Source organism: Sphingomonas rustica (assembly GCF_039652585.1).
GTDB classification, from domain to species: Bacteria; Pseudomonadota; Alphaproteobacteria; order Sphingomonadales; family Sphingomonadaceae; genus Sphingomonas; species Sphingomonas rustica.
This window is the reverse complement of the sequence record NZ_JBDIZK010000007.1, coordinates 23,024-45,698: the sequence shown is the minus strand read 5'-3', so window position 1 is coordinate 45,698 and position 22,675 is coordinate 23,024. Positions and strand designations below refer to the sequence as shown.

The 22,675-nt window shown below is 68.0% G+C and carries 25 protein-coding genes and 1 tRNA gene; 15 read left to right on the top strand and 11 right to left on the bottom strand.

Features of this window, described 5'->3' with window-relative positions:
* Positions 1 to 16 precede the first annotated feature (16 nt).
* Together TPR58_RS12595 and TPR58_RS12590 are read right to left on the bottom strand one after the other, a co-directional pair.
* A complete protein-coding gene (locus TPR58_RS12595) occupies positions 17 to 382 on the bottom strand; it encodes a hypothetical protein (RefSeq protein ID WP_346247029.1) in 366 nt (121 codons plus the stop codon).
* 27 nt (positions 383 to 409) lie between these two features.
* Positions 410 to 853 (bottom strand): hypothetical protein, encoded by a 444-nt coding sequence (locus TPR58_RS12590; protein ID WP_346247028.1) that lies wholly within the window; start codon positions 851 to 853, stop codon positions 410 to 412.
* Between the two features lie 211 nt (positions 854 to 1,064).
* Between TPR58_RS12590 and TPR58_RS12585 the strand changes: the two genes are divergently transcribed.
* Entirely contained in the window at positions 1,065 to 1,994 is a 930-nt protein-coding gene (locus tag TPR58_RS12585) for a methyltransferase (RefSeq protein WP_346247027.1), read from the top strand.
* Positions 1,995 to 2,067: 73 nt separating this feature from the next.
* Here the strand turns inward: TPR58_RS12585 and TPR58_RS12580 are convergent, their stop codons facing one another.
* Together TPR58_RS12580 and TPR58_RS12575 are read right to left on the bottom strand one after the other, a co-directional pair.
* Positions 2,068 to 2,535 (bottom strand): DUF805 domain-containing protein, encoded by a 468-nt coding sequence (locus TPR58_RS12580; protein WP_346247026.1) that lies wholly within the window; start codon positions 2,533 to 2,535, stop codon positions 2,068 to 2,070.
* Positions 2,532 to 3,155: a uracil-DNA glycosylase gene (locus TPR58_RS12575; protein ID WP_346247024.1), complete on the bottom strand. Its 624-nt coding sequence runs from the start codon at positions 3,153 to 3,155 to the stop codon at positions 2,532 to 2,534. Before TPR58_RS12575 ends, TPR58_RS12580 begins: the two co-directional genes overlap by 4 nt.
* Positions 3,156 to 3,178: 23 nt before the next feature.
* On the opposite strand from TPR58_RS12575, the gene folK reads away from it, so the two are divergent.
* Together folK and TPR58_RS12565 are read left to right on the top strand one after the other, a co-directional pair.
* Positions 3,179 to 3,643: a 2-amino-4-hydroxy-6-hydroxymethyldihydropteridine diphosphokinase gene (gene folK, locus TPR58_RS12570; protein WP_346247023.1), complete on the top strand. Its 465-nt coding sequence runs from the start codon at positions 3,179 to 3,181 to the stop codon at positions 3,641 to 3,643.
* 39 nt (positions 3,644 to 3,682) lie between these two features.
* A tRNA-Lys gene (locus TPR58_RS12565) sits at positions 3,683 to 3,758 on the top strand.
* Between the two features lie 51 nt (positions 3,759 to 3,809).
* Here the strand turns inward: TPR58_RS12565 and TPR58_RS12560 are convergent.
* On the bottom strand, positions 3,810 to 4,082 hold the full coding sequence (locus TPR58_RS12560; RefSeq protein ID WP_346247022.1) for a hypothetical protein: 273 nt from the start codon (positions 4,080 to 4,082) through the stop codon (positions 3,810 to 3,812).
* A gap of 209 nt (positions 4,083 to 4,291) precedes the next feature.
* On the opposite strand from TPR58_RS12560, the gene TPR58_RS12555 reads away from it, so the two are divergent.
* Positions 4,292 to 4,729 carry an HIRAN domain-containing protein gene (locus tag TPR58_RS12555; RefSeq protein ID WP_346247021.1) on the top strand — a complete coding sequence of 146 codons (438 nt, stop codon included), beginning with the start codon at positions 4,292 to 4,294 and terminating at the stop codon, positions 4,727 to 4,729.
* 89 nt (positions 4,730 to 4,818) lie between these two features.
* Here TPR58_RS12555 and TPR58_RS12550 read toward each other — a convergent pair whose 3' ends face one another.
* Positions 4,819 to 4,995: a hypothetical protein gene (locus TPR58_RS12550; protein ID WP_346247020.1), complete on the bottom strand. Its 177-nt coding sequence runs from the start codon at positions 4,993 to 4,995 to the stop codon at positions 4,819 to 4,821.
* 307 nt (positions 4,996 to 5,302) lie between these two features.
* Here TPR58_RS12550 and TPR58_RS12545 point away from each other — a divergent pair, with 307 nt between their 5' ends.
* From TPR58_RS12545 to TPR58_RS22660, 6 genes are all read left to right on the top strand, one after another.
* Positions 5,303 to 6,211 carry a LysR family transcriptional regulator gene (locus tag TPR58_RS12545; RefSeq protein ID WP_346247019.1) on the top strand — a complete coding sequence of 303 codons (909 nt, stop codon included), beginning with the start codon at positions 5,303 to 5,305 and terminating at the stop codon, positions 6,209 to 6,211.
* A 297-nt stretch (positions 6,212 to 6,508) separates the two neighbouring features.
* On the top strand, positions 6,509 to 7,021 hold the full coding sequence (locus TPR58_RS12540; protein WP_346247018.1) for a nuclear transport factor 2 family protein: 513 nt from the start codon (positions 6,509 to 6,511) through the stop codon (positions 7,019 to 7,021).
* Between the two features lie 30 nt (positions 7,022 to 7,051).
* Positions 7,052 to 7,597 (top strand): 2Fe-2S iron-sulfur cluster-binding protein, encoded by a 546-nt coding sequence (locus TPR58_RS12535; protein ID WP_346247017.1) that lies wholly within the window; start codon positions 7,052 to 7,054, stop codon positions 7,595 to 7,597.
* Positions 7,594 to 8,583, top strand: a complete 990-nt coding sequence (locus TPR58_RS12530; protein WP_346247016.1) for an FAD binding domain-containing protein — start codon at positions 7,594 to 7,596, stop codon at positions 8,581 to 8,583. The genes TPR58_RS12535 and TPR58_RS12530 overlap by 4 nt, the downstream gene beginning before the upstream one ends.
* The gene (locus TPR58_RS12525; RefSeq protein ID WP_346247015.1) at positions 8,580 to 10,805 is read left to right on the top strand and encodes a xanthine dehydrogenase family protein molybdopterin-binding subunit; all 2,226 of its coding nucleotides are present in this window, start codon (positions 8,580 to 8,582) and stop codon (positions 10,803 to 10,805) included. The genes TPR58_RS12530 and TPR58_RS12525 overlap by 4 nt, the downstream gene beginning before the upstream one ends.
* On the top strand, positions 10,806 to 11,168 hold the full coding sequence (locus tag TPR58_RS22660; RefSeq protein ID WP_428835715.1) for a hypothetical protein: 363 nt from the start codon (positions 10,806 to 10,808) through the stop codon (positions 11,166 to 11,168).
* A 12-nt stretch (positions 11,169 to 11,180) separates the two neighbouring features.
* Here the strand turns inward: TPR58_RS22660 and TPR58_RS12515 are convergent, their stop codons facing one another.
* Complete coding sequence (locus TPR58_RS12515) at positions 11,181 to 11,642, bottom strand: hypothetical protein (protein ID WP_346247013.1); 462 nt, start codon at positions 11,640 to 11,642, stop codon at positions 11,181 to 11,183.
* A gap of 131 nt (positions 11,643 to 11,773) precedes the next feature.
* On the opposite strand from TPR58_RS12515, the gene TPR58_RS12510 reads away from it, so the two are divergent.
* Positions 11,774 to 12,292 carry a hypothetical protein gene (locus TPR58_RS12510; RefSeq protein WP_346247012.1) on the top strand — a complete coding sequence of 173 codons (519 nt, stop codon included), beginning with the start codon at positions 11,774 to 11,776 and terminating at the stop codon, positions 12,290 to 12,292.
* A gap of 11 nt (positions 12,293 to 12,303) precedes the next feature.
* Here TPR58_RS12510 and TPR58_RS12505 read toward each other — a convergent pair whose 3' ends face one another.
* The 3 genes from TPR58_RS12505 to TPR58_RS12495 are packed head-to-tail and all read right to left on the bottom strand — an operon-like array spanning position 12,304 to position 13,964.
* Positions 12,304 to 12,528 carry a hypothetical protein gene (locus tag TPR58_RS12505; protein ID WP_346247011.1) on the bottom strand — a complete coding sequence of 75 codons (225 nt, stop codon included), beginning with the start codon at positions 12,526 to 12,528 and terminating at the stop codon, positions 12,304 to 12,306.
* A complete protein-coding gene (locus TPR58_RS12500; protein ID WP_346247010.1) occupies positions 12,521 to 12,733 on the bottom strand; it encodes a hypothetical protein in 213 nt (70 codons plus the stop codon). Before TPR58_RS12500 ends, TPR58_RS12505 begins: the two co-directional genes overlap by 8 nt.
* 46 nt (positions 12,734 to 12,779) lie before the next feature.
* On the bottom strand, positions 12,780 to 13,964 hold the full coding sequence (locus TPR58_RS12495; protein ID WP_346247009.1) for an MBL fold metallo-hydrolase: 1,185 nt from the start codon (positions 13,962 to 13,964) through the stop codon (positions 12,780 to 12,782).
* Positions 13,965 to 14,037: 73 nt separating this feature from the next.
* Between TPR58_RS12495 and ligA the strand changes: the two genes are divergently transcribed.
* Together ligA and TPR58_RS12485 are read left to right on the top strand one after the other, a co-directional pair.
* Positions 14,038 to 16,104, top strand: coding sequence for an NAD-dependent DNA ligase LigA (gene ligA / locus TPR58_RS12490; protein ID WP_346247008.1), 2,067 nt, complete (start codon positions 14,038 to 14,040; stop codon positions 16,102 to 16,104).
* A 180-nt stretch (positions 16,105 to 16,284) separates the two neighbouring features.
* Positions 16,285 to 19,797, top strand: coding sequence for a TonB-dependent receptor (locus TPR58_RS12485; RefSeq protein WP_346247007.1), 3,513 nt, complete (start codon positions 16,285 to 16,287; stop codon positions 19,795 to 19,797).
* A 149-nt stretch (positions 19,798 to 19,946) separates the two neighbouring features.
* Here the strand turns inward: TPR58_RS12485 and TPR58_RS12480 are convergent, their stop codons facing one another.
* Positions 19,947 to 20,537, bottom strand: a complete 591-nt coding sequence (locus TPR58_RS12480) for an HD domain-containing protein (protein ID WP_346247006.1) — start codon at positions 20,535 to 20,537, stop codon at positions 19,947 to 19,949.
* A gap of 176 nt (positions 20,538 to 20,713) precedes the next feature.
* Here TPR58_RS12480 and TPR58_RS12475 point away from each other — a divergent pair, with 176 nt between their 5' ends.
* Positions 20,714 to 21,751, top strand: coding sequence for a sensor histidine kinase (locus tag TPR58_RS12475; protein ID WP_346247238.1), 1,038 nt, complete (start codon positions 20,714 to 20,716; stop codon positions 21,749 to 21,751).
* Positions 21,748 to 22,551, top strand: coding sequence for a LytR/AlgR family response regulator transcription factor (locus TPR58_RS12470; RefSeq protein ID WP_346247005.1), 804 nt, complete (start codon positions 21,748 to 21,750; stop codon positions 22,549 to 22,551). The genes TPR58_RS12475 and TPR58_RS12470 overlap by 4 nt, the downstream gene beginning before the upstream one ends.
* Positions 22,552 to 22,675 lie beyond the last annotated feature (124 nt).

Sequence of the window (22,675 nt, the reverse complement as noted above, 5' to 3'; positions counted from 1 at the left end):
GACGCGCGCGTCGCGGTTATTCGAAGCCCCAGCTGTCGACCGTGACGCCCTGCCCCTTGGTCGCCACGCGCAGCACGATGTCCTCGCCCGCATGGGTGAAGGACATCAGGCACAGGCCGTCGGCGGTGCAGCGGTCGAGCTCGGGCAGCGTCTTGCACGCCTTGGCGCTGACCGCCTCGGCACAGTCATCGGCGCCCTGCGCGGTCCATCCCGCGGCGAGCACCTGGCTGCGGAAGGCGCCATAGGCCATGCCCTTGCGCGCCTTCGCCTCAAACGCGCGCAGCGGCGAATTGGCGGGGGGCTCGCGGTCCTGGGCCAGCGCAGCCGCCGGAAGCGCGAGCGCGACCATGCCGGCAAGCGCCAGCGAACGGGACAGGATCATTCGAAATCTCCGGTGAAGAAAGCAGCCTCAGAGCGAGGTGTCGGCCTTGGCGAACAATTCCCAGCAATTGCCGCGCGGGCGGAAGGAATAGCTGAGCTGATAGCCGGTATCCGGCTTCTCCAGCTTGACGCGCACCGTCTCGGCGTCCGGGCGGGTGACGCTGGCGCTCAGGCCGTCGCTGCTCTGGTCCGCGGTGGACATCATCACCGGGAAGCGCAGGCTGGCCCGCGGCTGGCTGCGCGTCATCTCGCGCGGCTCGGGCTCGGCGGTGGCGTCGATCTCGGTCACCTGCACGGTCGGGGCGGTGAAGCTGCGCTGGACCTGCGCCGAATCCGAAAAGGCCTTCAGAAAGCCGTCGAAGTTGCTCGCGGGACAGGGTGCCGCCTCGGCATGCGCGACGCCGGCGGTGCCGAGGGTAGCGGCGCACATCGCAACCAGGAAGCCGGACGAACGCAGGGTAAGGCTGGGCATCGACAGAGTCTCCATGAGGTTGAGGAAATAGTCGCGCGCCCATTCCGGCATCGGCACAGATCGAAACAGGATGGGCGACCGCATGAGCCGATAAAGCGCCGACGGCCGGAAACGGTTCCGGATGCGAGACGAAATCTGGTCCGTCGCGGAACCTCGGCCCCGCCCTGGCTTTGTCCCGGCCTTGTCCATGACGCCTCGGGGTCCCGAAATCGTGACAGTCGACGATCTGCCGCAGCTCATCGCGGTCCTGAAGGCGCGCGGCTATGATTTCGCCGCGCCGACGCCCGCCACCCATGACCGCGTCCTGGCGCGCGCGCCGGGGCGGATGGGGTGGACGCTGACCGACATTCTCGGATGGAGCCTGGCGTTCGAGCCGGGGTCGATCGATGCGGAAGTGGAAGCGCTGCTCGACGCCGCAGGCGCGATCGAACCCGCGGACAGCGGCGTGCGCAGCCGGTTGCGCGCCTCGACGCTGGACGAGGACTGTTATCTCCACTCGGCCTTCCCCACCGACGATCGCGACGCGGTGTTCTTCGGTCCCGACAGCTATCGCTTCGCCCGGCTGATCCGCGAGGTGCTGGGCCGGCGTCCGGTCGCCGGCGGTGCGCGGATCGTCGATATCGGCACGGGCAGCGGCGTCGGCGGCATCGTCGCGGCGCGCCACGCCCCGGGGGCATCGCTGACGCTGACCGACGTGAACGCCCAGGCGTTGCGGCTGGCGGCGGCCAATGCGGCCGGCGCGGGCTTGTCGCCGGCGCTGCGCGAGGGGTCGATCCTCGCCGGCCTTTCGGACGCCATCGATCTCGCCCTGGCCAATCCGCCCTACCTTCTGGACAGTCAGGGCCGCACCTATCGCGACGGCGGCGACCTGCACGGCGCGGCGCTATCGATCGACATGGCGGCGGCGGTCCTGCCTCGGCTGGCGCCCGGCGGCCGCTTCATCCTCTACACCGGCAGCGCGATCGTCGCCGGCGCCGACCGGCTCGGGGCGCGGCTGCATGCGCTGGCGCAGCAGGAGGGATGCGGGCTCGACTATGACGTGATCGACATCGACGTGTTCGGCGAGGAGCTGGCGCGCGACGCCTATCGCGACGTCGACCGGATCGCGATCGTCTCGGCCGTGTTCACCCGGCCGGACTAGAGCGTTTTCACCTTCAGTGAAGACGCTCTAGTGTTTTCGATGCCGCATTTTCCAAGTCGTTGACCGTATACGGTCAACTTGAAAATGCTCTAGCCTCGCGCGGGTCAGGGCCATAGCCGTTTCGGCCGATATCGCCCCTGCTCAACAGATAGAAGCCCAGCCAGGCCCAGCCGACATAGGGGATGAACCCGATCAGGATCGTGTTCCATCCCATGCTGTGGTCGTGCAGCCGTCGCACCATCGTCATGACCGCCATTACGATGCAGATCAACGCGACCAGGGTGTTGATCGAGAACAGGGTCAGCGCGACCGCGCTGGTGCCAAGCGTCATCAATTGCGGATCGACCTCGCTCAGGATCCTCGTCAGCTCGAACAGCGTCAGCGGCAGGGTGATGCACCAGGTGAGGATCAGCGCCATGCCGCGCCGACTCTCCCGCCCGCGCGGATCGACCAGGCCGACAAACTCGCGAAAGACTCGGCGGACCGCGGCCAACGCACTGTCGCGCCCGGACGTGGGGGCGGCCGTTTCCCACCGGCTCATGCGCGAAGCTCCAGCGCGCGGGCGAAGACCGCCTCGAACATGCCGGGCGTCAGCCGCCCGGTATTCTGGTTGTAGCGCGAGCAGTGATAGCTATCGATCACCATCCGCCCCGACGGCATGCGGTGCTCGGCCAGATGCGCGAAGCGGCATTTGGGCAGCTTGCCGCCCAGCGCCTTGACCGTCGACTGATGCGCCACCTGCCCCAGCGCGATCCACACCCGCGCGCCTGCCAGCGCCTCGGCCTCGGCGCTCAGGAACGGGCGGCAGGTGCGGATTTCCTCCGGCGTCGGCTTGTTCTCGGGCGGCAGGCACTTGACCGCGTTCAGGATCATCACCCCCTGCAAGTCGCCGTCCTCGAGCAGCCCGAACCTCGCCAGCGTCGCGAACAGCAGGTCGCCCGACGCGTCGCCGGTAAAGGCCAGCCCGGTGCGGTTCGCGCCCATCCGGCCGGGCGCCAGCCCGACGATCGCCAGCCAGGCATCGCCCGCGCCGCGCGGCGGCACCGGCGCGTTCCACCAGTCGGGATGCTCGGCACGCAGCGCGTGTCGCAGGTCGACGAGGCGCGGGCAACGCGGGCAATCGCGCCCCGGTTCGGCATCGAGCAGCGTGGACGCGGGCATGCGTCCGCGATAGGCGCTGTCGGGTGGGGACGACAAGCTATGTCATCGCGCTGGGATCGAATCGCCGCGGACGCCATGGCGCCCCGCGCGACGAACTCGCCGCGGCACTCTGCGCGCTGGGGCCCGCGATCGTCTCGCCGATCCTGACCACCCGGCCGCTCGGCCCGTCGAAGCGCCGCTTCGCAAACGCGGTCGCGATCGTCGAGAGCGAACTCGACCCGCCTGCGCTGATGAGTCGGCTGAAGACGATCGAGCGTGCCCATGGCCGCCGCCGCGGCCGCCGCTGGGATGCGCGGGTGATCGACCTCGACATCATCCTGTGGTCGGACGGCCCCTGGGCCACCAAAGGCCTGACGATCCCCCACCCCCTGTTCCGCGAACGCGCCTTCGTGCTCGATCCGCTGGTCGCGATCGCCCCGGGCTGGCGCGACCCGATTTCGGGCCGCACCGTCCGTCAGCTCCACGCCCGACTGCACCGCCCCCGTTGACCCGGCCGCGCCCCGCCCCTAGGTGAGCCGCCTTGGTGTGGGTCCGTAGCTCAGTCGGTAGAGCAAGCGACTTTTAATCGAGAGGTCCCGGGTTCGAGCCCCGGCGGACCCACCAACCTCCCGGATCAGCGCGGATCATCCCGCCGCATTGGGGTCGATCGCGATGCTATGGGTTCGGCGGATTCTCGCGGGTCGCCTCGATCAGCGCGGCAAATTGCCGCAATCTGCCACGCACCTGCGGCGCTTCCCGGAGATTGCCTGGCCAGGGAAGCTCACGCGGCATGGAGCCGTCCTCGCCGTCGACCGCGCGCGCGCGCTGCTCATAGCGTTCGGCCATCTCGATCAGGTCGAGTTTGAGATCCGGCGGAGCGTCGTCGGAGGCCATTGAACGGAGCTGCGCGGCCTGCGCCCGCAGCTCGCTGCTGTTAACGTACGACACTGGTACCCAACTCTTTACACGGCCGACGCCTTACTGCTGGCCAATAAGCTACTGATGCGACTCGGAAACGACGCATCGGTCGGGGCCGGGTATCGACTGCCATGGTTAACGGCAAGGCGAAGGCCCCATCGCGCTTACCCGTTTAAAGGCTTTGCGACGCAAGGCGCCGGATCGGACAGCTGAGCGACACCCATAGAGAGCGACCGGGCATGGGCTTCGACGAACGGGCGGGCTATTTCCCCGCGATGGACGAGCGCGAACTGAGCCTGGCCGTGGTCGGCATCACCCACCCGAACGCCGACAAGGCGCGCAGCAACCGCCGGTTCGAACTCGCGCTGTGCGTGCCTGGCGAGCCGATCGACCTGCGCCCGGAACCGAAGAACCCCCATGATGCCCATGCAGTGGCGGTGTTCAGCGTGCGCGGGACCCAGCTCGGCTATCTGACCGCGGAGCGCGCGCCGTGGATCGGCGGCAAGATCAAGGCCGGCGAGGAGTATCAGGCGATCTTCCAGGAGGCGGGCGCCACGTCCGCCGTCATTCGCCTGCGGTTCGGCGGCGGCGCCCCCGCCCTGCCGCCCAGGCGCGACCCGCCCGGCCCGCCCGATGACTTCGAGCCGGACCCGGACGGTCCGGAGTGGGGCGCCTGACGCCACTGACACGATGATCTCATCCGCGGGTAGCTCGGAGGCAGGCGGGCCCGTCACCATCCCGGAGCGCCGTGCTCCGGTCCTCCCTCTCACACCGCATAATTCTCCAGATACCCGCAGCGGTCGCAGCGATAGGTGGCGATGCCGAGCTGGTCCTGGCGCACCTGTTTGATGCCATAGAGGAAACTCTTGACCGGCGGTCCCTTCTGCCAGGTGGCCTGGCGCACCGCGCCATAGGTGAGGTCGACGATGAATCCCTCGGTCATCGCGCCTTCGCATTTCGGGCATCGTGGGGAACGTCGCATCGGCATCTCCTTCTCGTCGGTTCCTCGGAACGGCAGTCTCGCCCGGCGGATATCGCCCGCGACGCGCGCCCTGACCAGAGCCTGGCCCCGACTGCATCCGGGACGGATCCGAAACCAATTTGCATTAAGCTGCCATGGGCGGCATCCTCGGGCGCTGTTCAGGGAGATCCGAACCTTGCCCGTTCCGGCCGAAGACATGGCCCGCATCCGTTGCATGATGCCCGGCAGGGCAGCGCCCCGTCCCCGCCATCGCCGGACGGCCTGAGCGATGCTGTTCGACGGCAGGATCATCGCGGGCATCACCGTGTTCGTCGCCGTCGCCGAGGCGGGCAGCTATGCCCGCGCCGCCGAGCGCGTTGGCCTGTCGCGCTCGGGCGTGGGCAAGGCGGTCGCCCGACTGGAGGAGCGCACCGGCATGCGGCTGTTCGACCGCAACAGCCGCGCGCTGAAACTCACCGACGAGGGCCGCGTCTTCCTCGAAAATGTCACGCCGCTGCTCCAGCAGCTTGGCCGCGTCGCCGCACCCTCGCGGCCCGACGAGGTTCGCGGCCGGCTGCGCGTCTCGACCGACGGCGCGTTCGGCCCCTATTGGCTCGTCCCGGCGATCCCGGACTTCATCGCCGCCTATCCGCAGCTCAAGATCGACGTGCTGGTGCGCGACAGGATCGACACGCTGCTGGTCGAGGGAGTCGATGTCGCGCTGCGCTTCGGCGAGCCGGATTCGCGGGGCCTGGACAAGCGCCTGATCCTGCGCAGCCGGGTACTGACCTGCGCCAGCCCCGGCTATCTCGCGCAGCACGGGACGCCGGCGGCGCCGGACGATATCCTGGACGGACATGTCTGCGTCCGCCTGCTCGACGAAGCGACCGGCCGTCCGCACGTCTGGAATTTCGAGACCGCCGACGGGCGCCAGCGCCCGATCGCCCCGGATTGCGGGCTGACGGTCAACGACGCCGCGTCGCTGGTTGCCGCGGCGGTCGGCGATTTCGGCATCGTCCGCCTCCTCGATATCGTTGCGGAGGACTATCTGTGCTCGGGCCGGCTGGTCGAGATCCTGCCCGAATGGAACACCTTGTTGTGGCCGGCCTATCTCTACACGCTGCCCGACGCCCATGAATCGCTGGCGATCGCCGCCTTCACCAGCTTCATCTGCGCCCGCACCTCAGAGACCGATTGAAAAATCGCGAAGGGGCGATTTTTAGGGCGGCACCAGCCCGCTCCCCCACCCGACCACCCATAGACTACTGAAGTCGGGTGGTCGGGTGGGGGAGCGGGCCGGTACCGCAACGCACCGATAGGCGCATCCCGAACGGTCTCTCGTGACCCGCGACCGACGGCGCGCCCGAGCCGCAGGATCTCCAGTCCGGCGACGCGACGTTCGCTCGCTCCAGCGAAGACAAATTGGCGACGAACGCGACCGCGCGGCGATGGTTATGATCGCGGGTGCAACAACCGACAGTTCGCGGGAGAACGCATGACTTCGAGAACCAGGGTCGCGATTGCGGCCGCGGCGGCGCTGATCGTCGCCTGGCCGCTGGCATCTGTCGCCCAGACGACCGGGTCGGCGACGCCGACGCTTCAGGACGGCAACAAGCAGTTCATCCGCGACGCCTTCGATCGCTGGGCACAGGGTCGGGGCGACGTGTTCAGCCTGTTGTCCGATGACGTGACCTGGCACATCACCGGCTTCGATCCGGCGATCGCCAGGACCTATAGCAGCCGCGAGGCGCTGATGGCCGGCGCGGCCCGCCCGCTGGCCGACCGGGTCACGCAGCCGCTCAAGCCCGTCGTCCGCGGCATCTGGGCGGATGGCGATGACGTGATCGTCCATTGGGACGGCACCGCCCCGCTCCATGACGGTACGACCTACCGCAACACCTATCTGTGGATCATGACCGTCAGGGACCGGCGGATCGTCGCGGTGACCGCCTTTCTCGACAATGCCGCGTTCAAGGCGGCGCTGGCCAAGCCGCCGCGCTCGAACTGACGCCTGGCCTTCCGAACCCCGAGGATTTTCATGAGCTGGATAGAAGCCGATACGCTCGCCGACCTGCGCCTGGTGGTGAACGGAACGCCGCACGACCTGCGCATCGATCCGCGCGTCACCCTGCTCGACGCGCTGCGCGAACATCTCCACCTGACCGGCACCCGAAAGGGGTGCGACCATGGCCAGTGCGGCGCCTGCACCGTGCTGGTCGACGGGCGGCGGATCAACAGCTGCCTTTCGCTGGCGCTGATGCACCGGGATCAGGGGATCGTCACCATCGAGGGGGTCGGATCGCCCGACGCGCTCCACCCGCTCCAGGCGGCCTTTGTCGAGCAGGACGGGTTCCAGTGCGGCTACTGCACCTCGGGCCAGATCTGCTCGGCGCTGGGCATGCTCGACGAAGTCCGCGCCGGCTGGCCCAGCCATGTCAGTGACGCGGTCGAGGACCGGCCGACCCTCGACGCGCATGAGATCCGCGAACGGATGAGCGGCAATCTGTGCCGCTGCGCCGCCTATCCGCGCATCGTCTCGGCGATCGCCGGCTATGCCGCCACCCGCATGGACGAGCCCGCATGAACGCCTTCGACTATTGCCGCCCCGCAGACATTGCCGCGGCACTCGCTGCCGGTGCCGAGCGGCCGGCGGCGCGCTATATCGCCGGCGGCACCAATCTGCTCGACCTGATGAAGGAAGCGATCGAGCGGCCGCGCCACCTGATCGACATCAACGGACTCGACCTGCACGCTGTCGAGGAGACGCCCGGGGGCGGGCTGCGCATCGGTGCGCTCGTGCCCAATTCGGTGCTCGCGGCGCATCCGCTGGTCCGGTCGCGCTACCCCGTCCTCTCGCGCGCGCTGCTGGCCGGCGCCTCGGCACAATTGCGCAACAAGGCAACGACCGGCGGCAACCTGCTCCAGCGCACCCGCTGCTATTATTTCTACGATCCCGCTTCCCCCTGCAACAAGCGCCAGCCGGGCAGCGGCTGCGCCGCGATCGGCGGGTTCAACCGGATCATGGCGATCCTCGGCACCTCCGATCAGTGCATCGCCTCGCATCCGTCCGACATGGCGGTGGCAATGCGCGCGCTGGATGCGCGGGTCGAGACGCTGACCCGTTCGGGAGACACGGCCTCGCGCACGTTCGAGCAGCTCTACCGCCTGCCCGGCGAGACGCCGCATCTCGAAACCAGCCTCGAGCCGGGCGAGCTGATCACCGCGGTAGAGCTGCCGCCCCCGCCGCCCGGGCGGCAGCTCTATCGGAAGGTCCGCGACCGGGCCTCCTATGCCTTTGCCCTGGTCTCGGTCGCCGCAATCGTCGCGACCGAGGATGGCCACATCACTCACGCCGCTTTGGCCTATGGCGGGATCGGCACCATGCCGTGGCGCGACCGCGAGGCCGAGGCGCTGCTGGTCGGCAAGACGCCCGGCACGGCGGCATTCGACCGGATGACCGACCGGCTGCTCGCCCAGGCCAGGGGCAGCGGCGGCAACGACTTCAAGCTGCCGCTGCTGCGCCGGACGATCGCCGCCGCCCTTTCGACCCTGACGGAGCAGCCGGCATGACCGAGGCGAAGCTGACGATGGACGCCCCGTTCGAGCACAGCCTGCTCGACGATGCGCCCAAGCCCAGGGTCGGCACCCCGCTGGACCGGATCGAGGGGCCGCTCAAGGTATCCGGCCGCGCCCGGTACGCCGCCGAGCATTTCCTGCCGGACATGGCCTATGGCGTGCTCGTCCGCGCGCCCTTCGGGTCGGGCACGGTCACCCGGCTGGACGCCGATGCCGCGCGGGCCATGCCCGGGGTGATCGCGGTGATCGACAGCGACCTGCTGATCCGCAACGGCGGCGATTTCGGCGGATCGGCCGCACCGCCCCAGGGGGTGCGCGACGTCGTCTATTTCGGCCAGCCGATCGCGCTGGCGGTCGCCGACAGCTTCGAGCACGCCCGCGCCGCCGCGCTCGCGGTGCGCGTCGACCATGAGGCACGGCCCGGCATCTATGACCTCGAGGCTGCGCTGGACCGGGCGGAGCCGCCGACCGACGATATCTTCGGCCTGTTCCTGATCCACACCGAACAGGGCGATGTCGAAACGGCGATCGCGCAGGCCGACACCGTCATCGACGAAGTCTGGACCACGCCCAGCCACAGCCATGCCGCGATGGAACCACACGCCGCGGTTGCCGAATGGGACGGCCAGCGGCTGACGCTGCAGGCCTCCTATCAGTCGCCGGTCGTCAGCCGCGACCAGCTTGCCACCGCACTCGGGCTCGACGCGACGCAGATTCGCATCCTGTCGCCCTATGTGGGCGGCGGCTTCGGCGGCAAGCTGGGGCTGATGCCCGAGGCTGCGGCCGCGGCGATCGCCGCACGCGAACTCGGCCGCCCGGTCAAGGTGGTGATGGCGCGACAGACGGTGTTCGAGGCGACCGGGCGACGCCCGGCCACCCACCAGCGGCTCCGTCTGGGCGCGGATTCCGACGGCCGCCTGACCGCGATCGCGCACGAGACCATCACCGATCAGCTGGAGGGGGAAACCTTCTTCGAACCCGCCGGCATCGCCACCCATGTCCTCTATGCCGCGCCAAACCGGGTAGTCGATCACAAGGTCGCGCGAGTGAACAAGCTGCTGGGCGTGTCGATGCGCGCGCCGGGCGAGGCGGTCGGCCAGTTGTCGCTGGAATGCGCGATGGACGAGCTGGCGGAGCGGCTCGGCATCGACCCGGTCGAGCTGCGCCTGCGCAACGAGCCCGACCGTCACCCGGAGCTCGACATTCCCTTTTCCAGCCGATCGCTGGCCGACTGCCTGCGCACCGGTGCCGAGCGCTTCGGCTGGTCGAACCGCAGCGTCGTGCCCGCATCGCGCCGGGAGGGCGAATGGCTGATCGGCCATGGCATGGCGGCATCGGTGCGCGGCAATCTGTTCGGGCCCAGCCAGGCGCGGGTGCGGATCGGCGCCGACGGCCGCATCACGATCGAGACCGAGATGACCGATATCGGCACCGGCACCTATACCATCCTCGCCCAGATCGCGGCCGACCTGCTCGGCGTGGCAATGTCCGATGTCGACGTCCGGCTGGGCGACACCGACCTGCCGACCAGCGCCGGATCGGGCGGCAGCTGGGGCGCGACCACCGCCGGATCGGCCGTCTATGCCGCCTGTCTCGAATTGCGCGACCTGCTCGCCGATGCAGCGGGCGTACCGGTGGCCGAAGCGCGCTTCGCCGACGGCATGCTGACCGCGCGGGGACAGGCTCGCACGCTGGGCGACCTGGCAGGCGCGGGCATGGCGGTCGACGGCTCGGTCGCGCCGGGCCAGAGCAACGGCGCGTTCAGCCAGGCATCCTATGGCGCGCATTTCTGCGAGGTTCGGGTCAACGCCACGACCGGCGAGACGCGGGTTGCGCGCTGGTCCAGCGTCCTCGCCGCCGGCCGGATCCTCAATCCCAAGACCGCGACGTCGCAGGCGATCGGCGGGATCGTGTTCGGCATCGGCGCCGCGCTGACCGAGGAACAGGTCCATGACTCGCGCAGCGGCAAGGTCGTGAACCGGGACCTGGGCGAATATCATGTGCCGGTCCATGCCGACATCCCCGACATCGACGTGCTGTTCCTCGACGAGCGCGACCATGCGGCCAACCCGCTGCTGGCCAAGGGCGTCGGGGAACTGGGCGTGTGCGGCGCCGGCGCGGCGGTCGCCAACGCGATCTACAACGCGACCGGTGTCCGCATTCGCGACTTCCCGTGCACGCTGGACAAGCTGCTGGACGGTCTGCCGGCCGCATGAGTGGAGGGAGCGCGCGAGGCGCTGCCTCTCACCGCCTCAGGTGGTTGCCCCGCCATCGACCGACAGGATCGCGCCGGTGATCTGGCGCGCGGCCGGGCTGGCGAGGAAGGCGACCGCCGCCGCGACGGCGACCAGCTGCGTGCCGCGCGTGCGGTCACTCTGGAACGGCTGCGCACCCGGCTGAACGAGGCGGTGGCCGCGGGCGAGCTGACGCCGTCGGTCGACGTCCACGCCCTCGCGCGGTTCGTCCAGACCGTTCAGAACGGCATGTCGATCCTGGCCCGCGATGGCGCGAGCAGCGAGGAATTACGCGAGGTCGCCGAGGTCGCGATGCTGAGCTGGGACGCCCGGACCGGGCGATAGTCGACCAGGCCCTCAGGCCACGCGGCGATAGGCGATCCGCCACATGACCAGGCCGATCGCGGCCGCGACCAGCGCCACCAGGCCGCCGGTCGCAAGCGCACTCAGCCAGAAATAGGTTCGCGTGTCCGGGTCCAGCTCCGGCATGTCGAGCAGCCCGAAGCCCCAGGTCTGCGCCCCCACCAGCAGCGCCAGCGCGCTGGCCGCGCCGACCAGCGCGGCGTGGTGCCCGCGCCTCAGCCCCGCGACGTGCATGACCAGCCACAGCGGGCCGGCAACCGCGACGATCCCGATCGCGCAGAAGATCGTGCCCAGCAGGAGCGCGGCGAGGATCTGCAGCGGCCCCGACTGTCCCCCGGCGATCACCAGCGCGAGCGTGGCGAGGCCGCCGATCCCGGCACCGGCACCCAGCGCATGGCCCGCCCGGTCGAGCGTCGTCTCATAGATCCGCCGCGGACGGCGCGCGCCTCGTGTCACTTTCAGCCCTCCCGTCCCCGTCGATCGAATAGCGGCGCGGCGGCTGCCCCTCAAGCACGCCGCCCGGCGGACTTAACCGATTTGAAACACCGCTGGGCGACCCTGCGTACGGCTTGGGGGACGGGGAAATCATGGCGGTACGGATTGGCACGGCGTCGCTTGCGACTGCACTGGTCCTTGGCGGGTGCGGGCCGGGGGTCGACAATCCTGCGAACCCGCCTCGGCTGGGGCGTTGGGAACATCAGTCCAGGCTCGTCGCACTGGTCGCCAACGACATATGGATCGATCGCAAGGACGCGCCCTTCACCATCCCGCCCGATGCCAGCTCGATCGAGGCGTGCAGCGAACCGACGCTCAAGACCCGCAGCGCGCTCAATCGCAGCCTGATGGCCAATACCGAATCGATGTGCAGCCTGGGTACCCTCCAGCAACGGGGCGGCCTGATCACCGCCACCGGCACCTGCGGCCCGACCGACAAGGAGGGCGGCACGCTGACCGGGACGATCGAATTCAACGGCCAGGAGCGCGAGACGCTGGCCAAGGCCAGGGTCAGCGTCGTGATCCTCTACAAGCTGCCCTCGGGCAGCACCGAACGCCTGCGCGCCGCCTATGAGAATGTCTGGCGGCGCGTCGGCGATTGCACCGGCTGAGAGGCGCCGGATCAGGGCTCGACGATGGTGAAGCCCGGCACCGGGCGATTCTCCGGACCGTCATGGTACATGTCCATATAGACATCGACCGGCGACTCCGCGGCGCAGGTCACCTTGTACAGATCGATGATGAAGCCGAACGGCCCCTCGCCCATGCTGCCGGCACGGTCATAGGCCGGGGCGGCGCCGTCCTTGCAGCGCAGACGACCCAGATAGGCACGCTCGCCCTCAGGCATATTTTCGCGCACCGGATTTTCGCGGGATCCAAGCGGATGTTGCTCGGCCTTTCGCGCGCTTCAGGGCCTTGCCCTTCATCCCGCCCCCCATGCTGAGCATCATCTCGCGCCCCCGATTGTCGCGGCTTTGCGCATGGGCTGCACCACCGGTCACGAGCATGAGGGCAGCAATCGCCACCGCTGCCTGCCTCAGACTCCCCGCCATCCATCGTCTCCCCTCGTTGAGGACACGACGATAGTCCGCCGCCGGATCAGCGCAATGCGGCAAATGCGCCGCGCCGCTCGCACCGCTCCAGCGCGATCAGGTCGGGCTCGGGTGGCGGCGCGCCCAGCGGCGCGACCTCGATCGACCCGCCCGGCTCGACCGAGCCGAACCGCGCCGGATCGCTGCGCGCGCAGGCGAGCATCTGCGCCAGCATCCGCGGCGGCGTGTCGCGCGCCTCGCGGCTCAGCCGGAACGTGCCCCAATGGATCGCCAGCGCCCGCGGGCGGCCCAGGCCGTCCCAGACCTTTACCGCACCCTGCGGTCCGATATGGCTGCCGCTGCCCATCTGTCCCTCCTCGAAGCGGAAGGCGCCGATCGGGATCGCCGCGAAGCGGATCGGACCCAGCGCCGCCGCCTCGGCCGGCCATTTGCCGTCGCCCAGCCCGGTATCGCCGGCAAAGAAGACATTGCCATGGGGCAACCGCACGACGAAGCTCGACCACAGGGCCCGGTTGCGGTCTGAGAACCAGCGGCTGCCCCAATGATGGTTGCGCGTGACCGAAACCTGCGCGCCGGGCAGTTGCGGAATCGCCACCGACTGCGACCAGTCGAGCGCGGTCGCCTTCACGCCGGCATTGCCGATCACCGCGTCATTGCCCAGGCTGGTGACGATCATCGGATGGTCGCGTTCGCTCAGCCGCTTGAGCGTCGCCAAGTCGAGATGGTCGTAATGATTGTGGCTGACCAGCACGAGGTCGATCTTCGGCAGGTCCTCGAAGCGGATGCCCGGCGCGGTCACCCGCTTCGGGCCGAAACCGAAGGGTCCGGCGGTTTTGCTCCACACCGGATCGGTCAGGATGTTGAGACCATCGGCCTGGATCAGGACAGTGGCATGCCCGACCCAGGTCACCACCATCCGCCCGCCCGCGACGCGCGGAGCGGGCTTTGCCGGCGTGACGGCAACATGCTCGGGCCACACCGGCCGGGTGGCATCGCCGAAGATCTGGCGCCACATGAAGCGGATCCGGCTGCCGCCCGACGTCGTGCTGATCCGGTCGTCATCGCCGTCGGGGTTGAAGAAATGGCCGCCGTCGAAATGGCCGGAGACCGGCCCGCGATAATAGCTGCGGTCGAGGAAATGCGGGACGATCACCGCGACGATGCATGCGGCCACCGTCGCCCAGAGCAGGATCGCACCCGCCCGGCGCAAGGCAACGGGGATTCGAGTCATGCCGCCCTTGTCGCGGTCATTGCCGGACGCTTCAAGCTTGATCGCGCGGGCATTGCGCGCCTAACCCAGCGCCATGACCGCGCCGCTGCCCGAGACGCCCGAAGCCGCCGCCCTCGAACTCGAGCGGCTGGCCGCCGAGATCGCGCATCACAATCGCCTGTATCACGGCGACGACGCGCCCGAGATCAGCGACGCCGACTATGACGCGCTGATGCGGCGCAACGCGGCGATCGAGGCTGCCTGGCCCGACCTGGTCCGCGCCGACTCCCCATCGCGCAGCGTCGGCGCCGCGCCCGCCTCGCATCTGTCGAAGGTCGCGCATGCCCGGGCGATGTTCAGCCTCGACAATGCCTTCAGCGCCGAGGATGTCGCCGACTTCATCGGCCGCGTCCGACGCTTCCTGTCGCTGGCCGAGGATGCCGAGGTCGCGCTGACCGCCGAGCCCAAGATCGACGGCCTGTCCTGCTCGCTGCGCTACGAGCGCGGCAGGCTGGTCCAGGCGCTGACCCGCGGCGACGGCCAGATCGGCGAGGACGTCACCGCCAATGTCCGAACCATCGGCGACATCCCCGCGGAAATCCCCGGCGCGCCCGACATCTTCGAGGTGCGCGGCGAGGTCTATATGGCCAAGGGCGATTTCGCCGCACTGAACGCGCGGCTGCTCGCCGAGGCGCCCGATCCCGACAAGGCGCGCCAGTTCGCCAACCCGCGCAACGCCGCCGCCGGATCGCTGCGGCAAAAGGACGCCTCGGTCACCGCGTCGCGGCCGCTGCGCTTCCTCGCCTGGGGCTGGGGCGAGGCAAGTGCCCTGCCCGGCACCACCCAGACCGAGGTGATCGCCGCGATCCGGGCGATGGGGTTTCCCGTGTCGGACCTGTTCGTCGGCCCCGTCGCAGAGGCCGCCGCGCTCGACCGCTATCGTCGGATCGAGACCGAGCGTGCCGACCTGCCGTTCGACATCGACGGCGTCGTCTACAAGCTCGACCGGCTCGACTGGCAGACTCGGCTGGGCAGCGTCGGCCGCGCCCCGCGCTGGGCGATCGCGCACAAATTCCCGGCCGAGCGCGCTCAGACCACGCTGCGCGCGATCGACATCCAGGTCGGCCGCACCGGCAAGCTGACCCCGGTCGCCCGGCTCGAACCCGTCACTGTCGGCGGCGTCGTCGTCACCAACGCGACGCTGCACAATGCCGACGAGATCCAGCGCCTGGGCGTCCGCCCCGGCGACCGCGTCGTGCTCCAGCGCGCCGGCGACGTGATCCCGCAGATCGTCGAGAACCTGACGCGCGACGAGGTTCGCGATCCCTGGACCTTCCCGACCCTGTGCCCTGAATGCCAGTCGGACGCGGTGCGCGAGGAGGACGAGGTCGATATCCGCTGCACCGGCGGGCTGATCTGCCCGGCGCAGCGGGTCGAGCGGCTGCGCCACTTCGTCAGCCGCGGCGCGCTCGATATCGAGGGGCTCGGCATCAAGCAGATCGAGGATTTCTTCCGCGACGATCTGGTCCACACCCCGGCCGACATCTTCCGCCTGACCGAGGAACAGCTGCTCCCGCGCAAGAAGGACGGCCGCACCTGGGCGGCGAACCTGCTCGCCGCGATCGAGGCCAAGCGCCGGCCCGACCCGGTCCGCTTCCTCTTCGGCCTCGGCATCCGCCATGTCGGCGTCAAGACGGCCAAGGACCTGCTCAAGGCATTCGGCACCGTCGAGCACATCGCCGATGTCGCGACGCGCGCGCATGACGATGCGGAGGCCCGCGCCGAGATCGAGTCGGTCGAGGGCGTCGGCCCGGTCGTGGCCGAAGCGCTGATCGACTTCTTCCACGAGCCGCATAATCGCGAGGCCTGGGACGACCTGCTCGGCCAGGTCCAGCCCCAGCCCTTCGTCCTCGAGGTTCGCGAGTCGCCGGTGACCGGCAAGACCCTGGTCTTCACCGGCAGCCTCGAGACGCTGAGCCGCGACGAGGCCAAGGCCCAGGCCGAAGCGCTGGGCGCGCGCGTTTCCGGATCGGTGTCGGCCAAGACCGACCTGGTCATCGCCGGGCCCGGTGCCGGATCGAAGCTGAAAAAGGCGGCGGAACTCGATATCGAGGTGATCGACGAGGCGGCCTGGGCAGCATTGGTGGCGGCTTCGAGCTAAGCCTCGGAAGTGATGCTTTTTTGCAACGCAGCATGACTCGAATCGCTGCGGACCCCTGACTCGCGTTGACTGTCACGGAACTGCCATCAAGTGTCGCCACAGGGCGGCTCAGACGGTGGATATCACCGCACCGCGAGTTGATTGAACCGGGCAACTACCCAACCCAACAAGGGGACGACCATGCGCAATATGCTTTTCGCTGGCGCGGCAGTAGCCGCGCTCGTGATTCCGGCTGCTGCCAGCGCGCAGCAGATTACCACCGGCATCCAGGGCACCGTGACCGACGACGCGGGTGCACCCGTCGCCGGCGCCCAGATCACCGTCACCGACACCCGCACCGGCGCAGCGCGCACGCTGACCACCGGCTCGACCGGCACCTTCACCGCAACCGGCCTGACCACCGGCGGCCCCTACACCGTTGCTGCCACCGCCGACGGCTATGAGGGCCAGACGGTCGAGAACATCAACACCACGCTCCAGGGCAACACCCAGGTCGCCTTCACGCTCGCGACCGGCGCCGGCGAAATCGTCGTCACCGCGCAGCGCGCCCGCGTCACCCAGTCGGTGACCGGCCCCGGCACCTCGTTCGGCACCGCCGTCCTCGCGAACGCGCCGACCTTCAACCGCGACGTCCGCGACATCATCCGTCTCGACCCGCGCGTCAGCCTCGACCGCGACGATGGCGGTTCGGGCCAGGACCGCATCTCGTGCCTGGGCGGCAACGACCGCGGCAACGTGTTCACGGTCGACGGCATCGCCCAGAGCGACATCTACGGCCTGAACGACACCGGCTTCTCGTCGCGCAGTTCCACCCCGCTGCCCTATGACGCGATCCGCGAGACCCAGGTCCAGTTCGCGCCGTTCGACGTCGACTATGGCCAGTTCACCGGCTGCGCGATCAACGTCGTGACCAAGTCGGGCACCAACGATTATCGCGCGACCGGCTTCTTCGAATATTCCGACTCGGGCATGCGCGCCAAGAACGTCGCCGGCCGCGCCGTCGCACCGATCGAGCCCGAGAAGCGCTGGGGCGTCACCCTGGGCGGCCCGATCATCAAGGACCGCCTGTTCATCTTCGGTGCCTATGAGCATAACGAAGCCGGCCAGTCGCAGGACGACGGCCCCACCGGCGCCGGCTATGCCAACCCGCAGACCGGCATCAGCCTGACCCAGTTCAACCAGATCCGCGACGTGCTGCGCAACAGCTACGGCGTCGACACCGGCGATCTGGTCTACAGCCGCGATTACACCAATGATCGCTATTTCGTCCGCGCCGACCTGCAGATCAACGACAAGCATCGCCTGGAAGGCACCTATCAGCGCCTCGAGGAGAGCACGCTGCGTCCGGACGACCTGTTTACGGGCAACTCGCCCCAGGCGGTCGGCCGCAACACCTTCTACCGCAGCGGTACCGTCTCGAACTATTATTCGGGCCGTCTCTACTCGCAGTGGACCGACCAGTTCTCGACCGAGCTGCGCTATGCCCGCTCGGAAGTCCGGGATCTCCAGGACCCGGTCGGCGGCGGTGAAGCCCAGTCGGGCAGCCCGATCCCGCGCATCATCGTCGGCATCGACAACGCCAGCGGCATCGACAACCCCACCGGCATCGACGGCACCGTCCTCGCCGGCCCGGGCAACTCGCGCTCGGCCAACGACCTGCGCACCACGATCGAGCAGTATCGCGCGGTCGCCAAGCTGGCGGTGGGCAACCACTCGATCAAGGTCGGTGCGGAGCTGAACCGCGCGAACCTGTTCAACCTGTTCGTGCAGAACGCGACCGGCACGCTGGTCTTCCGCAACATCGACGACCTGCGCGCGGGCCTGTTGTCGCAGGGCACCGGCAACTTCCAGACCTCGACCTCGCCTGCCAACGTCGTTGGCGGCATCACCGAGGGCGCGTTCGGCAACTTCACCGCCGACGGCAACATCAACAGCGCGGCTGCGTCGTTCACCCGCAGCATCTACTCGATCTATGCTCAGGACGAGTGGCGCGCGACCGACGCGCTGAAGATCACCGCCGGCGTCCGCGTCGACTGGTATGACGGCGGCCGTCCGGACTATAACCCGGTCTTCGCCCGTCGCTACGGCATCGCCAACAGCACCGGCTTCAGCAATGTCGATCCGGTGATCCTGCCGCGCGTCGCCTTCGCCTATGACTTCGACAATGGCGGGATGTTCAGCCGCACCCAGCTGCGCGGCGGTGTCGGCATCTTCTCGGGCGGCGATCCGGTCGTGTGGTTCGGCAACGCCTTCCAGAACGACGGCGCGGCCTTCGCGCTGGGCACCACCCAGGCCTCAGGCTGCCCGACGGGCCAGATCAGCGTGCTGAACGGCGGCCGCTTCACCGGCGTCCCGACCTGCATGCAGGCATCGGCGCAGGCGACCGCGGCGGCCGGCCAGGGCAACACCCAGTCGATCGATCCGAACATCACCATGCCGACCGTGTTCCGCGCGAACATCGGCCTGCAGACCGAGCTGAACTTCACCGACGGTGGCGCCTTCAGCGGCTGGAACCTGAACCTCGACTATATCTACAGCAAGTATCAGAACCCGTTCACGCTGGTCGATCTGTCGCAGGCGATCAATCCGGCGCGTGGCCTCAACGGCTACACGATCGACGGTCGTCCGATCTACAACTCGATCGACCTGCTGGCGACGGGCTGCACCGGCCGCCTGACCGGCACCGGCGCTCCGCCGACCTTCAGCAACCTCAACGCTGCCTGCTTCACCGGGTCGCGCGGCGGCGAGCTGATGCTCACCAACTCGGACGGCTATCGCAGCCACATCGCATCGATGCTGCTGTCGAAGAACTTCGAGGGCGGTCTCTTCACCGAGGGCGGCTCGACCTATGTGACCTTCGGCTATGCGTACACCGACTCGCATGACCGCCGGAACATGTACAACTCGACCGCCGGCTCGAACTATGGCCAGTCGGCCGCGTTCGACCGCCAGAATCCGGCCGAATCGACCGGCTTCTTCCAGAGCCGCCACAACATCAGCTTCTCGACCAACTTCCGGAACGAGTTCTTCTCGGATCTGGGGACGTCGCTGGGCTTCACCTTCGTGGCGCGCTCGGGCCGTCCGTACAGCCTGACCTTCACCGGCAACAACGTGTTCAACCCGACCAATGGCGGCCTGACCACGAACGATGCGGCGCTGCTGTACATCCCGACCGGCATCACCGACCCCAACGTCGTCTATGTCGATACGCTGTCGAGCACCGGCGGGGTGCTCCGCACCGCGGCCCAGAATGCAGCCGACTTCGACGGCTTCATCAACAGCCTGGACTGCGCTAAGAAGGCCCGCGGCCGTTCGATCGACCGCAACAGCTGCACCAACGACTGGTATTTCGACCTGGATCTGAGCTTCTCGCAGGAACTGCCCGGACCGGGCCGTCTCTTCGGTCGCGACGACAAGATCCGTGTCTATGCGATGGTCGACAACTTCCTGAACCTGCTCGACCGTAACTGGAACGTGCAGCGTCGCCGCAACTTCTTCGGCGTCCAGGACGTGGTCCAGGCAGGTCGTGCAGCCGTGACCCAGGGCACGACCACCCCGGCGATTCCGGGCGTGGACTCGCAGGGCCGCTATGTGATCTCGAACTACTTCGGCAGCACCTTCGCCGACGACAACCAGATCAACGTGTCGTCCTCGGCATGGCGTCTGAAGATCGGTGTCAGCTACGACTTCTGATCTCGTCGACAGCGAACCAACGAAACCGCCGCCCCGGAAACGGGGCGGCGGTTTTCGTTTGTGCCGCGCTCAGGCCGTTTGAGAATGCGCCTGTCGGCGCATTGCGGCACCGCCTTGAAAATCGCTCTTCCGCGATTTTTCAAACGATCTCAGACCCCCTCGACCGCCTTGGCGTAGAGGCTGTTCAGCGGTCGCGCGAACACCCGCCGGACCATCGGCTCGAAGAAGGCCAGCGGCTCGCTGTCATAGTCCGGGTCGAACGCCACCTGGTCGTACCTGCCGCAGAATTCGGCACAGGCTTCGAAATGCGGATGCCCGCGAAACGCCTCGCGCGCGTCGCGGTCCATCCCCAGGAAATGGAAGAAATAATAGCCCTGGAAGGCGCCGTGATGCTGCGCGATCCAGTGCAGCTCCTCGCTGACGAACGGCTTCAGGATCGCCGCCGCGATCTCGGGATGGTTGTAGCTGCCCAGCGTGTCGCCGATATCGTGGAGCAGCGCCATCACCACATAGGGCTCGTCCCGCCCGTCGCGATGCGCGCGCGTCGCGGTCTGCAGCGAATGCTGCATCCGGTCGATCGGAAACCCGCCGAAATCGCCGTCCAGCAGCCCGAGATGCGCCAGCACCCGGTCCGCCAGCCCGGCGGCGAAACCGCGGAACTGCCCGCCGATGATCGCCCAGTCCGCCTGCGTTCCTTCCGCCATCGCGCGGAACGTCGCGCGTTCGCCGCCGTTTTCCATTGGAACCTCTCCTATGCTTCCGGCCAAGCTACCCCTCTTTGCCCCTTCCTGTCAGCGGTGTTAGAGACGCCTCCGTGCTCCAACCTCTGGACTCCAAGCTTCGCCTTTCCGCCGCCCTCGCCCGGCCGGTGGTGTTCACGCGCCCGTTCTTCGAGGACAAGAGCCGCGCCTTCTGGATGCTCCAGGCGGTCGGCTGGGGCGGCTATCTCGTGCTGCGCACCGTGTCGTCGGTGTCGAACGCGCTGACGGTCGAGGGGGTGATCCAGCCGATCATCGAATCGATCGTCGGCTATTGCATCACGCTGCTGCTCTCGACGCTCTACGGCGTCTACCGGCGCCTGCCGCCGATCACCGGCATCCTGCTGACGCTCGCCACGCTGTTGCTGGCGACCCTGCTCTATGCGGTGCTCAACGCCTTCAGCTTCAGCTTCATCCGCATGGCCGAACCGGGGATCAGCGTCGCCCTGGTGTTCGCGTCGATGTTCCTGAACTTCACCGTGCTGGCCGGCTGGTCGGCGCTGTATTTCGGGATCAACTTCTATCTGATCGTCGAACAGCAGGCCGACCAGATGCACGCGCTCGAGCATCAGGCATCGTCGGCGCAGCTGGCGATGCTGCGCTATCAGCTCAACCCGCATTTCCTGTTCAACACGCTCAACTCGATCTCGACCCTGGTCCTGCTCAAGCAGACCGAACGCGCCAACATCATGCTGTCGCGCCTCGCCTCGTTCCTGCGCTACACGCTGGCGAACGAGCCGACCGCGCATGTCACCATGGCGCAGGAGGTCGAGACGCTGAAGCTGTATCTTGAGATCGAGAAGATGCGCTTCGACGAACGATTGCGCACCCATTTCGAGGTCGACCCGCGCGTCGCCAAGGCACGGCTGCCTTCGCTGCTGCTCCAGCCGCTGGTCGAAAACGCGATCAAATATGCGGTGACGCCGCAGGAAGAGGGCGCCGATATCACGCTTTCGGCTCGGCTCGCCGGAGAACGGGTGCAGATCAGCGTATCGGACACCGGCCCGGGATTGATCGAGAATAAGTCCCGGCCGACCCTTTCAACCGGCGTGGGGCTCGCCAATATCAAGGAGCGACTGGCTCAGGCTTACGGGCCCGACCATCGTTTCGAGGCGCGATCGAACCCGGGGGTGGGGTTCAGCGTTGAGATCGAAATCCCGTTCCAGATCGAGGAACCGAACCGAGAGGCCGCATGACGATCCGTACCATTCTCGTCGACGACGAGTCCCTGGCCATCCAGGGTCTCGAGCTCCGTCTCCAGGAGCATGAAGACGTCGAGATCATCGACAAATGTTCCAATGGCCGCGAGGCCATCCGTGCCATCAAGACCCACAAGCCCGACCTGGTCTTTCTCGACATCCAGATGCCCGGCTTCGACGGCTTCTCGGTGGTCCAGGGCCTGATGGAGGTTGAACCGCCCCTGTTCGTCTTCGTCACCGCCTATTCGGACCACGCCATCCGCGCGTTCGAGGCGCAGGCGATGGACTATCTGATGAAGCCGGTCGAACCCGCCCGGCTCGCCGACACGCTCGACCGCGTCCGCCAGCGCCTGAACGAGAAGCGCGGCGCCGAGGAAGTCGAGAAGCTGAAGGAAGTGCTCGCCGAAGTCGCGCCCGACGCGGTCGACGAGATGGCATCGGACGGAAACGACCAGCACGCCTCGAACCGTTTCGAGAAGCTCATCAACATCAAGGATCGCGGCCAGATCTTCCGCGTCGATGTCGACACGATCGAGCGGATCGACGCCGCCGGCGATTACATGTGCATCTATACCGGCGACAACACGCTGATCCTGCGCGAAACGATGAAGGATCTGGAAAAGCGCCTCGACCCGCGCCGGTTCCAGCGCGTCCATCGCTCGACCATCGTCAATCTCGACCTGGTCAAGCAGGTCAAGCCGCACACCAATGGCGAATGCTTCCTCGTGCTCGATTCGGGCGCGCAGGTGAAGGTCAGCCGTTCCTATCGCGACGTGGTGGCGCGCTTCGTCCACTGATCCGGGCGGCGGGCATCCTGCAGGGTGCCCGCCCCTCCCCTTTCCCACCGACCCTTTCGATTCCGCTTTGAGCGGCGTTCGCCGGCGCGACGCTTGCCGTTCCGGTGACGTTCCGATAGAGGAA